The sequence below is a fragment of the Enterovibrio paralichthyis genome, from assembly GCF_019209835.1.
Lineage (GTDB): Bacteria > Pseudomonadota > Gammaproteobacteria > Enterobacterales > Vibrionaceae > Enterovibrio > Enterovibrio paralichthyis.
Genome location: NZ_JAHUTS010000007.1, coordinates 95,986 through 108,670 on the forward strand (window position 1 = coordinate 95,986; position 12,685 = coordinate 108,670).

Annotated in this window: 11 protein-coding genes; 2 read left to right on the forward strand and 9 right to left on the reverse strand. The window is 52.3% G+C overall.

What is annotated here, in order from left to right; genetic code table 11:
• Positions 1 to 10: 10 nt before the first annotated feature.
• The 4 genes from KU854_RS10630 to KU854_RS10645 form a co-directional block, all read right to left on the reverse strand.
• Complete coding sequence (locus KU854_RS10630) at positions 11 to 1,015, reverse strand: ABC transporter permease (protein ID WP_218358538.1); 1,005 nt, start codon at positions 1,013 to 1,015, stop codon at positions 11 to 13.
• A 119-nt stretch (positions 1,016 to 1,134) separates the two neighbouring features.
• On the reverse strand, positions 1,135 to 2,070 hold the full coding sequence (locus KU854_RS10635) for a sugar ABC transporter substrate-binding protein (RefSeq protein WP_218358539.1): 936 nt from the start codon (positions 2,068 to 2,070) through the stop codon (positions 1,135 to 1,137).
• Positions 2,071 to 2,142: 72 nt separating this feature from the next.
• A complete protein-coding gene (locus tag KU854_RS10640; protein WP_218358540.1) occupies positions 2,143 to 2,946 on the reverse strand; it encodes an SDR family NAD(P)-dependent oxidoreductase in 804 nt (267 codons plus the stop codon).
• A gap of 62 nt (positions 2,947 to 3,008) precedes the next feature.
• Complete coding sequence (locus KU854_RS10645; RefSeq protein ID WP_218358541.1) at positions 3,009 to 3,245, reverse strand: hypothetical protein; 237 nt, start codon at positions 3,243 to 3,245, stop codon at positions 3,009 to 3,011.
• A gap of 131 nt (positions 3,246 to 3,376) precedes the next feature.
• On the opposite strand from KU854_RS10645, the gene groL reads away from it, so the two are divergent.
• Positions 3,377 to 4,987, forward strand: coding sequence for a chaperonin GroEL (gene groL / locus KU854_RS10650; RefSeq protein ID WP_218358542.1), 1,611 nt, complete (start codon positions 3,377 to 3,379; stop codon positions 4,985 to 4,987).
• Positions 4,988 to 5,152: 165 nt separating this feature from the next.
• On the opposite strand, the gene KU854_RS10655 is transcribed toward groL, so the two are convergent.
• From KU854_RS10655 to KU854_RS10675, 5 genes are all read right to left on the reverse strand, one after another.
• On the reverse strand, positions 5,153 to 6,592 hold the full coding sequence (locus tag KU854_RS10655) for a 2-oxo acid dehydrogenase subunit E2 (RefSeq protein ID WP_218358543.1): 1,440 nt from the start codon (positions 6,590 to 6,592) through the stop codon (positions 5,153 to 5,155).
• A gap of 12 nt (positions 6,593 to 6,604) precedes the next feature.
• Entirely contained in the window at positions 6,605 to 8,065 is a 1,461-nt protein-coding gene (locus KU854_RS10660) for an NAD-dependent succinate-semialdehyde dehydrogenase (protein ID WP_218358544.1), read from the reverse strand.
• The gene (locus KU854_RS10665) at positions 8,062 to 9,042 is read right to left on the reverse strand and encodes an alpha-ketoacid dehydrogenase subunit beta (RefSeq protein WP_255555521.1); all 981 of its coding nucleotides are present in this window, start codon (positions 9,040 to 9,042) and stop codon (positions 8,062 to 8,064) included. The genes KU854_RS10660 and KU854_RS10665 overlap by 4 nt, the downstream gene beginning before the upstream one ends.
• Entirely contained in the window at positions 9,030 to 10,016 is a 987-nt protein-coding gene (locus tag KU854_RS10670; RefSeq protein ID WP_218358545.1) for a thiamine pyrophosphate-dependent dehydrogenase E1 component subunit alpha, read from the reverse strand. The genes KU854_RS10665 and KU854_RS10670 overlap by 13 nt, the downstream gene beginning before the upstream one ends.
• A 74-nt stretch (positions 10,017 to 10,090) precedes the next feature.
• Positions 10,091 to 11,395 (reverse strand): M24 family metallopeptidase, encoded by a 1,305-nt coding sequence (locus tag KU854_RS10675; RefSeq protein WP_218358546.1) that lies wholly within the window; start codon positions 11,393 to 11,395, stop codon positions 10,091 to 10,093.
• A 227-nt stretch (positions 11,396 to 11,622) separates the two neighbouring features.
• On the opposite strand from KU854_RS10675, the gene KU854_RS10680 reads away from it, so the two are divergent.
• Complete coding sequence (locus KU854_RS10680; protein WP_218358547.1) at positions 11,623 to 12,666, forward strand: LacI family DNA-binding transcriptional regulator; 1,044 nt, start codon at positions 11,623 to 11,625, stop codon at positions 12,664 to 12,666.
• Positions 12,667 to 12,685 lie beyond the last annotated feature (19 nt).

Here is a 12,685-nt window from a genome sequence, read left to right on the forward strand (position 1 = left end):
TCGCTTTCCGTCAGAATTTGGTGAAGAAGCTGCCGCGTTTGGTACCGACATCCAGCCATACCGCCAGAATGATCACCGCCCAGGTCACCAGCCATTGTGCGTAATACGGGAAGCCCAATAACAACAAACCGTTTTGGATAAAGCCCAGAATCAGTACACCCACCACTGTTTTCGTGATGCTGCCGGAGCCACCCAGCAAGCTGGTTCCCCCGAGGATAACGCCGGCAAGCACCAACAATTCATAGCCTTGTCCCACGTTGTTTTGCGAGCCCATCACGCGGGAGCCCAAAATCAACGCTGCACAGCCAGTTGAAAATGCGGAGAGCAGATAAGTACTGAATACCAGTTTGTTACGTCTGATGCCGGAATACGCGGTGGCGATGGGATTGCCACCTACCGCAAAGATTTTTCGCCCATAGGCTGTCCGTTTAAGAAGCAGTTCGTAAATAACGGCGAGGACACCGAAGATGATAATGGGCACGGCAATTGGACCAACAAATCCACGACCGAATATCGCAAACCAGGTGTCCTCCTGATTGGCGATATCAACGTTCTGACCACCGGTATAAATCAGCGTCAAACCCTGTATTGCAGAGAGCATACCCAGTGTTACGATCAATGAGTTAAGCCTTAGATACCCCACCAGAAAGCCGTTGACCACACCGACCAAAAGGGTAAAGAGAAACATCAAAAGAATGGCTTGGCCCGGTCCAACTTTATCGTGTAAGTCGACAACCAATACCGTTGAAAAAGAGAGTAGAGACCCGACCGATAGATCGAGATTCCCGCCAATCACCACGATGGTGACACCAAGCGCAATCGTACCGATAATCGATACCTGACGGATCACCGTCATGAAGTTATCGGTACTCAAAAACCGGTCGGACGAGAGTGAGAAAGCAATAAGAAACACGAAAAAAGCGACCAGAATACCGTGACGTGCCATCAGGGTTTTCAGCGAAAAAGACGACTCTGCGCCTTTTTTATCTGTGTTTGTCTGCGCGTCTGAGGCCATAAAAACATCCCATTTGTTGCAGAAAAATCGAGCGCAATCCTTGCGGAGTACCTTCCAGAAAGAGAAAAAGGAAGGAATAGACCCCCTGCTTTCACAGGGGGAGTTACCTCAACCAACCGTTAGAAAACTGGCTTGGTAAACTGAGACATGTTGTCCTGCGTGATTTTCGGAGTATCAAAGTAGTTCAACTTTGGTACATCCTCACCATTTACAACGGCAATCGCAGTTGCCAAGGCGTTTTTGGCGTCATCAACCGGAGACTGATAGACAGAACCCCAGTACTCACCGCGACCCATTGCTTCATAGCCAACCGCAAAGTTCGTTGCGCCAATGAACGCAATACCTTCACGGCCTGCGGCTTTGGCTGCGTTCAGCGCGCCAACACCCATGTTGTCATCACCCGAATACACGCCATCGATGTTGTCGTACTTAGTCAGGAAGTTTTCCATCACGCGTTGTGATTTCTCACGGTTCCAATCACCCGGCTGGGTTTCCATAATGACCACGTCCGGGCAAGCCTCAGCCAATCTGTCTTCAAAGCCTTTTTGACGTTCGATCGCTGTGGTGTAACCTGGCTGACCTGAGATTTGTACAATTTGTCCCTTGTTATCAAGAGCATCACACATCATCTCAGCAGAGTAAGCACCTTGCTTAATGTTGTTAGGACCCGAGAAGGAGGCGATAAACTGTTGACCTTCATCTGCCACGTTTGAGTTGGTCACAACCACTGGAATGCCAGCTTGCTGTGCTTTGCGGATTACGGGCACCACGGCTTTACCGTTGGTTGGCCAGATAATAATGACATCGACTTTTTGCTGGATGAGATCTTGCATCTGCGCAATTTGACGCGCCACGTCACCACCCGCATCAAGCACAACGGTATCCACACCGTCGGTGCTTGCTGCTGCTTCTTTAAACGCTTTTTCGTAAGTGGTTTGGTATGAGTCGACACCCACGTTGTTTTGGGTAATGCCGATAACCATATCCTTGGCGTAAACTGTCGTCGCACTTGCTGCAATCATCAGACCTAACATCGTTTTGCTGACTGTTTTCATCCTTACCGCTCCATTGCTTGTGCACTCAAAAAGCAGAGTGCTTTAGTGTTGTCTGGATTCACGTCCAAACTGTTACTGCATGACCATGCCACCATCGATCATGATCAACTGACCGGTCATATAGTCCGAATCCTTACTCGCAAGGAAACTGGCTGTCCCCAACACATCTTCCGGATAGGAATAACGTCCAAGCAGGATCATTTCGCGAGCCAGCGTATCCATCGACTCGCCCGGTTTTTCAAATTTGCCGATAGCGACCAGATCTTTATCCAGTTGCTCCCAAAGCTCAGTGCGCACCACACCTGGGCCGTAACCATTTACCGTAATGTTGTGCTGTGCCAAGGCTTTTGCGCCACCGTTGATCATGGCGAGCACCGCGTGCTTGCTGCACGAATAAGGCACCACGTCATCAAAAGCCATGCGAGACACAATTGAACCGACATTGATGATTTTGTATGGCTCGTCTTGTGGCCCCTGTTTAATCATTTGCTTGGCGGCTTCCTGCATGCCCATCAGGCAACCCAGACCATTCACATCCATGATTTGTTGCCAGTTCTCTTCAGTGATATCGAGGAACATGAGTGGTTTGTTAATGCCGGCGTTATTGAGCATGACGTTGATCGAACCGAAGGCATCCACGGTTGCCTGCACACCCGCGACAATGTCTGCACGTTTGGTCACATCCATTTGCACTGCAATAGCTTCACCGCCCTTTGCCTTGATGCGGTCTACCACTTCCTGACAGCCTTCGAGGTTTACGTCAGCCACACAGACTTTCGCCCCCTGCTCTGCGAAATTTTCTGCTATTGCCGCCCCCATTCCACGCGCTGCGCCAGTAATAAGTACGTGTTTCTTCGCCAGTCTTGATGTATCCAAGGTGTCCTCCTTACTTGGCTCGTCTGCCCTTGACCTAACCTTACAAACAGCAAACGTTTGCATTAAATTTTCGTTAACTCAATTTTTACATTCACCCTCAGAGCATAGAACAAGAAATGAGCAACAAAAACCATTCCTTGTGTATCAATTTCAAGAAAACCAAGATTCCCCCACCCATCTATGCGCTCTATGCCATTGTAAATTCGAGCATGAAGTAATTTGGTGAACAGATGAGAAAATGAATTCGCAGGATTGAAAACCTCTACATCGATCACAGTAAGCCCGCCATTTACACGCATAAAAACGTCCATAACTTGCAAAAAAACACGCGATTATTTGCAAACGTTTGCAAATGAGTTAACGTTATAGTTACATCCTGACCTTGCCGGAGATGGCAGGTCGATAAGGAACAACTATGCGAGGGAGAGCTATGCAACAGGATCATCTCGAATTCGGCGAAGACGCGCGTAAAAGGCTTTTGGTAGGCGCGAATCTGCTCGCGGATGCTGTCAAGGTGACGCTGGGACCGAAAGGGCGGAATGTGGTCATGCGCAATTTCGATCAGCCCCCCATCATCACTAAAGATGGTGTCTCGGTTGCGCGGAAAGTCGCTATAAAAGGCCAGCTCGAAGAAATGGGCGCATCATTGATTCGGGCTGTTGCCTCCAAGGCAAATGATGAAGCCGGGGATGGCACCACGACGTCTACAGTCATCGCCCAGGCCATCCTCAATCAGGGTTTCAAAGCGCAGGCAGCCAATTACAACATCATCGATATCAAGCACGGTATCGAAAAAACCATTGATGCTGCCGTTGTCGCCCTGAAAGCGCAGGCACTTCCCTGCAATCAAGACGCTGACATCGAGCATGTTGCGACCATTTCAGCCAACAATGACACCGGGATCGGCAAGATTGTTGCTGACGCGATTCGTGCTGTTGGCGAACACGGTGTGGTTACCATTGAAGAAGGCAAAGGGTTTAAAACTGAACTGCATGTGGTGAAAGGCATGCAGTTTGACCGCGGTTATCTCTCTCCTCATTTTGTGAACATTCGCGGCAAAATGCAGGTAGAACATGCCATGCCGCTGATTTTGCTGGTTGATGGAAAGCTCAGTCAGTTTGATCAGGTGGTTCCTGCAATGGAACTTGCAGCCAAACAAAAACGGCCTTTGTTCGTACTGGCTGAAGAAGTGGAAGGTGAAGCTTTATCGACACTGGTTGTGAACCATATGCGTAAAACACTCGACGTTGTCGCGGCGAGAACGCCGGGGTTTGGGCCACGTCGTCAGGCAATCTTGCATGACATCGCCGCCCTCACCGGCGCAACCGTGATGTCTCCTGAAACCGGTAACGATGTCAGTCAAATCAGTGAACAGGATTTCGGCCAGGCTGAGCGCGTTGAATTGACCAAAGATCAGTTTACCCTGATCAAAGGGCTTGGCAGTGAAGCGCGGATTGCTGATCGCATCGCCCAAATCAACGCTGAAATCGAAGGTTCCGATTCGGAATATGACATCCAGAAAATGACCGAGAGACGTGCGCGTCTTTCCGGCGGTATCGCACTGATCGAAGTGGGCGCTGCGACGGAAACCGAAGTGAAAGAGAAAAAAGCACGGGTGGAAGATGCCCTTCATGCAACACGCGCCGCGATTGAAGAAGGTATTGTGCCGGGCGGTGGCATTGCATTGATCCGTGTTTGCGAAACGCTTGAGCTGCCTCCAGTAAACAATGACGATGAGAAAGCTGGCATGCACATCGCGTTAGATGCCATGCAGGCGCCGTTCAAACAAATCGTAAAAAACGCTGGGCTGGATGCTGGTGTGTATCTGGAAAAAGTGAAAGGACAGGAACGTGAATTTGGTTATAACGCCGCAAACGGCACCTTCGGCTCTATGCTCGAAATGGGCGTGATTGACCCAGCCAAAGTAACCCGCCTTTCTTTACAAACAGCAAGCTCCATTGCGGCACTCATGCTAACCACAGAAGCACTTGTCGGCGATACAGACCCTGATTACGTGCCGTCGCACCACCACGAGCACTAACACGACAGCAACATTGAACAAAGAGGCACATCTCTCCTAGGGATGTGCCTTTTGCCTTTTGCCTTTTGCTTTGGGCCGCTTGGCTGTCTGACTTTTTCACAAACGCAAAAAAGCCCGGCAGACCGGTGCCGGGCAAAACATCGACAAGTTTGTTATAGCATCACTCTATAACTCTGCTTGCCATACGTGGGACTCTAGAAGAGATTTCACCCGCTGCAAAAACGCACCGGAATAAGAGCCATCCACCGCTCGATGATCGAACGACTGCACCAACAAGCCCACGCTGCCAATACCAAGGCTTTCACGGCCATTGGCGTTGATCACCACAGGCTTGCGGCTGATACCGTCAATCGACAAGATCGCGATTTCAGGGTGGTTAATGATAGGTGTGGTAAACGCGGTACCTGCGCCACCGTTATTTGACAGGGTGTAAGTGGCACCGCTCATTTCTTCCGGTGTCAGACGGTTTTCCCGCGCTTTTTTCGCCAGTTCAGCGATTTTCCGCGCGAGGCCAGACACATTCATGGTGTCCGCATCTTTAATCACGGGCACCACCAGTCCATTGTGGTTCATATCAACCGCGATACCCAGGTGTACAGGCGCACTAAGCACCAGTTTTTCACCGCTGACCTGTCCGTTTAGGTTGGGGAATTCCTGCAAGGCTTTAATCACCGCGCGGGCAATAAAGGCCAACGGCGTGAGGCTTGCGCCGTACTTCTGTTTAAAGTCAGCTTTGTGCTCTGCACGCACCGCTTCCACTTCATCAAACAGCACTTCCATTCCCTGCGCCACATGCACTGCGTTGTCCTTGGCCGCTGACATTTGCTTGGCAATCTGCTTGCGCATAAAGGTGAACGGCACCTCTTCTCCCTTGATGGAGAGCGACACTGGCGCAGCTTTTTGTGACGTTGTCACTGATTGCTGAGCAGGTGCAACAGACGTTTCCGGTTCCATATAGGCCAGCACGTCTTCTTTGGTAATTCGCCCGTGCTTGCCTGAACCTTCAATCTGGTTGATATCGATGTCATGCTCGGTGACAAGCCGTCTTACCGAAGGTGACATCAACGCCAGCGCCTCTTCATCCAGCTCTGTCTGTTCAGCACAGCGGGCGAGGTACTCTAGTACATTGCGTTTGGTGATGCGTCCGTTCTGGCCGGTTCCCTCAATCTCACCGAGATCAAGCTGGTGTCTGCGCGTCAGGTATTTCACCGCCGGAGACAAGAGTCCATGGCCTTCCATTTTCTCATTGTTGACGGCAACGGGAGCGGCGGCAGGCTCAGAAGCTGAATCCCCTTGTTGCTGCGCTTGCTGCGGCGCTTCGGCCGCAATGGCTTCAGGTTTCTGGGCTTCAGCTTCAGGCGTTTCTTCCTCACCTTCCACAGCCAGCACAGCCACGGGTTCACCGACTGCGATCACTTCTCCGACATCTGCAATGATCTTACTCAGCACCCCGTTTTCCATGGCGGGCACTTCCATCGCGACTTTGTCGGTCGAAATTTCAAACAGCACATCGCCTTTGTTGACGGTTTCCCCTTCGGCTTTGTGCCACATCAGGATCTCGCCCTCGGCAACCGTTTCCCCAAGCTGGGGCATGATGATATCCATGTCTGCCTCCTGTTATGCGGGGGAACCCGGCCAATCCAGGCCGATGTATTGGGTTTCAGTAAATTCACCAATGCCGACGTAACCACCTTCACGGCCAAGACCGCTTTGTTTCATGCCGCCAAAAGGCGCTGCCGGATCGGAGATCACGCCTTTGTTGATCCCCACCACACCCGCTTCCAAACGCTTGGCGACGGAAACCGCATGCACGGTATCAGAAGACATCACGTAAGCGGCAAGGCCGAAGATGGTGTTATTGGCTTCTTCAATCACGGCGTCTTCATCATCAAACGGAATGATGACGGCAACCGGGCCAAAGATTTCAGTTTCAAGGATTTCCGCCCCAGCGGGAATGTCATTCAGCACGGTCGGCGGGTAGAAATACCCATTGCCATCTGGCATGACTCCCCCTGTCAGCAGGTTCGCGCCGCGGCTCACTGCATCGTCCACCAAAGAAGCGACTTTCTGCTGGGTGTCGCGGTTAACCAAGGGGCCGATATCCACGTCTTCGTCGCGGCCATCGCCCATTTTCAGCGCCGCCATTTTTTCCGCCAGCGCTTCGCTGAACGTCGTATAAAGCGAGCGGGCGACGAAAATGCGGTTAGCAGCAATACAGGACTCACCCGCATTGCGGATTTTCGCCATCAGGGTTTGTTCAACGGCAGTGTCAAAATCTGCATCATCGAGCACCAGCAATGGTGCGTTACCGCCCAATTCCATGGAGCTGTTCACCACTCTCTCTGCCGCATTGTGCAGTAACACGCGCCCTACTTCGGTGGAGCCGGTAAACGAGACTTTGCGAACCCGCTCATCGGCAAACATCACTTCGGATATCTCGCGTGCACTCTTGGAAGAAAGCACAGAAACGGCATCACCCGGCACTCCGGCTTCTTCCAGCAAGGTGGCCACGTATAACGCGGTCAGCGGTGTTTCTGTAGCCGGTTTGAGTATTACTGAGCAACCGGCGGCCAGTGCAGGCGCGATTTTGCGCGTCGCCATTGCCGCTGGGAAATTCCACGGCGTGACCAGATACGCGATACCGACAGGATGATGGGTCACCATGATGGCTTTGTCGCCATTGGGTGCAGACGAAAGCGCATCGTGCATCTGCACAGCCTGATCCGCGAACCAGCGAAAGAATTCCGACGCATAGTTCACCTCGCCCCGTGCTTCGTTGAGGGTTTTGCCCTCTTCAAGGGTGATGATTTGCGCGATGGTTTCCTTACGCTCCTGCATCAGGTGATAGGCGCGGCGCAGGATCTCTGCCCGTTCACGGGGAGAGGTTTTGCGCCACTCAGCAAAGCCTTTCGATGCCGCATCAATCGCGTCTTTGGCATCGTCGGCATTGGCTGCGGCTATGTGGGTCAACAGCGATTCATCAGCAGGGTTATACACGGGAATATCTGCCCGCCCCTGATAGCGCCACTCGGCACCGATTTTTAATCCTGTTGGCAGGGAAATGTTATGCACATTCATATCTGAACCACCTCCCGCACCTCGGCCACGATGCGTTCCACAGACGGAATGACATGGTCTTCGAGGTTATCTGCTGCAGGCAGTGGAATGTGAGGGGTAGTAATGCGTGTTGGCGGCGAATCAAGCTCAAAGAAGCACTCTTTGCCGACGATAGAGACAATTTCAGCGCCCCAGCCACACAACTGCGGGTTTTCTTCCACCGTAACGAGTCGAGAAGTGTTCGCCACATCTTCGAGGATGGTTTTGGTATCGAGCGGCACCAGAGTGCGAAGATCAATCACCGAACAATCAATCCCCTCTTTGGCGAGGATTTCTGCCGCTTTCTGGGCACGGGGTACCATGGCAGCCAGCGCCACAATGGTTACATCCTTGCCTTTGCGCAACACATTGGCTTTACCCAGCTCGACCACATGGTCACCGTCCGGCACTTCGCCTTTCATGGCGTAGAGGGATTTGTGTTCAAACACAATCACAGGATCAGGGTCGCGTACGGCCGCCGCCAACAAGCCTTTGGCATCGGCCGGATTGGACGGAGCAACAACCTTGATACCAGGGATCATCATCGCCCAGTTCTCAAGGCTTTGTGAATGCTGTGCGCCAAAGCGCGAGCCTGCACCGTTGGCTGTGCGGATAACCAATGACACTTTCACCTGACCGTCGGTCATGTAACGGGCTTTGGCCATTTCGTTGGCAACCATGTCCCAACATACAGCGAGGAAGTCAGAAAACATGATCTCGGCAATCGGTTTCAAACCGGTCATGGCCGCGCCCATGGCAGCGCCCAGAATAGCCTGTTCGGAAATCGGCGTATCGCGCACACGCTCAGGGCCAAATTCTTCAAACAACCCGACAGTGGCTTTGAATACGCCGCCCGCTGCGGCGACGTCTTCCCCTAAAAATACGACATCTTCATCGCGGCGCAGCTCTTGAGCTATGCCCGCTGCCACCGCTTCGCGGTAACTCATTAATTGCGCCATGCCCATCCTCCATCTGCCCAGACATCTTTAAAACAGAGAGAAACATCCGGCGCTGGCGATGCTTTCGCCGCTTCCGTTGCTTCATTGATTTCCGTATCAACATCACTTTCGATGTTCGCTAACACACTTTCCTCGACACCTTCTTCAGCAAGGCGGTTGCGATAAAGCGGAATAGGGTCGTAAGCCAGCCAGCGTTCCACCTCTTCCGCCGGACGATACTTGCCCGGATCGGCGCGGGAATGGCCTTGATGGCGATAGGTTTTGGCTTCAATCAGGGAAGGGCCGCCACCAGAGCGGGCTTTTTCGATGGCTTTACTAGCGACTTCATACATGGCATCGGCATCATTGCCGTCCACGATAATAGATTCGAGCCCGTAAGCACTGGCGCGATCCGCCGCTGGATGCTCCACCGCGGTTACCGAACCAATCGGCGTGTATTCCATGTACAGATTGTTTTCACAAACAAACACGACCGGCAGGTTCCAAATCACGGCAAAGTTCAGCGCTTCGTGGAACGCACCGATGTTGGTGGTGCCGTCACCAAAGAACACAACAGAGACTTCACCCGTCCCTTTGTACTGGCTCTTCCAGGCACTGCCATTGGCGATACAAAGCTGAGCACCGATGATGGCGTATGAGCCCATCGCGCCATGTTCGACACTGGTGAGGTGCATTGAGCCGCCTTTGCCGCTCAAAATGCCGCAATCGCGTCCCATCAGCTCACCGAACAGGGCTGTCATGTCTGCGCCACGGACTAATGTGTGGGTGTGGCCACGGTATGTACAGTAGGTGTAATCGCCCTTCTTCATCGCCACGCCAAACGCAGCGGCCACCGCTTCTTGCCCCATCGCGAGGTGGTTAGTGCCTTTTACCAGGTTTTGAAGAAAGAGATCGGAAGCACGCTGCTCAAAGCCCCTTGCCCGCAACATGGTGCGATAGAGCGACAGCCGTGTCTCCAGACTGGTTTCCGACATAGTCTGTTCCTTTTGAAAATGGCTTTAATCGGTGCATCAAGAGGATGCACCGGCGTTAAATAGTGTTTGTTGAATCAGTACTTGTTGGCGATAAAGAGCTCTTGCGCCGGGAACAACGTAATGATTTCGCAGCCATCGGCCGTCACCACAACCTCTTCCTCGATACGCGCAGCACCGTTACCGTCTGCTGATGGACAGTAGGTTTCCAGCGCGAACACCATGCCTTCCTGCAGTTCGAATGGGTTTTCCATCGATACCAACCGGCTGATGATGGGGCGCTCATGCAGAGCCAGACCCAGACCATGGCCAAATTGCAGACCAAAGGCTTCCATTTCGCTGGCAAAGCCAAACTGCTCAGCTTTCGGCCAAACGGCGGCGATTTTGTCTGTCGTCATGCCAGGGCGGATAAGGTCGATAGCCGCATCAATCCACTCGCGTGCCTGCTTGTAAGCATCCTGCTGCGCCTGACTTGCGCTGCCCACGTTGAGGGTGCGGTAGTAACAGGTGCGGTAACCCATAAAGGAGTGAATGATGTCGAAAAACGCCTGATCGCCAGGGCGGTACATACGGTCTGTAAAGTTGTGAGGGTGCGGCGCACCGCGTTCACCGGAGACCGCATTGATCGCTTCAACGTCATCTGAGCCGTTGTCGTAAAGGAATTTGTTGGCGTCAGCGACACTTTCGTTTTCACGTTTGCCCGGTTTGAGGTTTTCGGCCAACTGGTGGTAAGCACCATCGACCATGGTTGCGGCCATGTTAAGCAGTACCACTTCGTCCATGGATTTGATTTGACGCGCTTCCAGCATCACCTGCTGGCAATCGCGCACTTCCAGACCTTCAGCTTCCAATGCTTCCAACATCGGCTTCTCACACACATCGATTCCGAGCGGCATGTCTGCCACGCCTTCCTGAACCAACAGTGCTTTGATTTCTTTCGCGGCATTTTTGAAAAGACCCGCTTCTTTCGCAACAGAACCACGCAGTCCCAGCATGCCCGCTTTGAAATGTTCGGGCTCAATCAAACCTTGATACAGTTGATGGTGTTTTGCCGCTGAACCGAAATCCCACAGGTAGGGATCAGAGTTGCCAGTAAACAGCGCGTAGCGTGCAATCTTGTCCCGCGCCCACTCGCCAATAACCGTACTGGTGAGATAACGAATGTTGTTGTTATCGAAACAGAGTACCGCGCCAAGCCCTGATGCCTCGAGTGCCTGCTTGGATCGCGCCACGCGATAACGATGCAATCGATTGAAGTCCACGCGTTGCTCAAAATCCACACTCATTCTACCGGGTGCCGGAATACGCTTATCCCAATCCCAGCCTGGCGCAATGTCACCTTCCCTGATAATTTCCGGTTCCGTTGGTTTTACTATGCTCATAACAATAACCACTCCATTTATTGCAAACGTTTGCATTAAAAATGCAAATAATAAGTGGTTGATTGGGTGTGCCAAAAATCGAGACCGGCGACACGTACAAAAAACCACCAACTTGCAAACGATTGCAGCACATAGTAACGTTACTGTCAACGTAATGGTTGATGCAATGTTAAAACAATGCTGCCGAGTTGTTCGAAATGGAAAGGCCGCAGGATTGAGGACAAATCTTGAATAACGATAAGAATAAACGTATTACCGTCAAGGATGTAGCAGCCGCACTGGACATCAGCCCATCTACGGTTTCCCGCGCGCTGAGCCCCGAAAAACAGCACTTGGTTTCTGATCGCGTGATTGAGCTGGTAGAAAAGAAGAGCCGGGAAATGGGCTACACGGCCAACCCGATGGCAACGGCACTGAAACGCGGTGCAACCAAAACCATCGGCATGATGATCCCCGATATTCTCAACCCCATGTTCCCGCCGCTGGTACATGAAATCCAACAATTGACCAACCGTCTGGGTTACACCCTCACCCTCGCCTACACGGAAAACAACCAGGAGCTGGCGCTCGAAGAAATCAAACGCCTTATTGCCCGCAATGTGGATGGCATCATCCTCGCGTCTGCATTTCGCAAAGATCCAACTGTCGATTATTGCCTCGATCAGGGAAAACCGCTGGTACTGGTTAACCGTGTGATTGATAAGCAAGCGTCCGATCAGGTACTGGTGGATGATCGCGAAGGCATCTATATGCTATTTGAGCACCTGCACAGCTTGGGGCACCGGAAAATCGCCCATGTTGCCGGCCCAAGTGATATTTCGAGCGGTTTAAGCCGCCGTCATGCCTTCCTTTCCACCGCCGATATGTTTGATGTGCCCACCAGTGATGCACCGGTCGTGCAAACTGACGCCTTCACCGAGGTGTCCGGTAAAAAGGCCATGCGGGAGTTGCTGGAGCAACATCCGGATATTACCGCTGTGGTGGCAACCAATGACCTGGTCGCGCTGGGTTGTATAGCTGCTATTGAAGAAGCCGGTTTGCAGGTACCGAAAGACATCTCGGTGACCGGATTTAACGACATGCCCTATCTAGACTGGTTCCGCATTCCGCTGACCACGGTATCCTTGCCGCAGGCGCAGCTTGGCGATCAGGCGGTTAGGATGCTGCTTAGCCAAATCCGCAAGGAAAGCGACAGCAGTTTTCCGCGCAAGGTGTTGTTGCAACCCAAGCTGGTGATTCGTAAATCCACCTGCGCGCCGAAAACTGCATAGCCATATTGCGGCATTAACT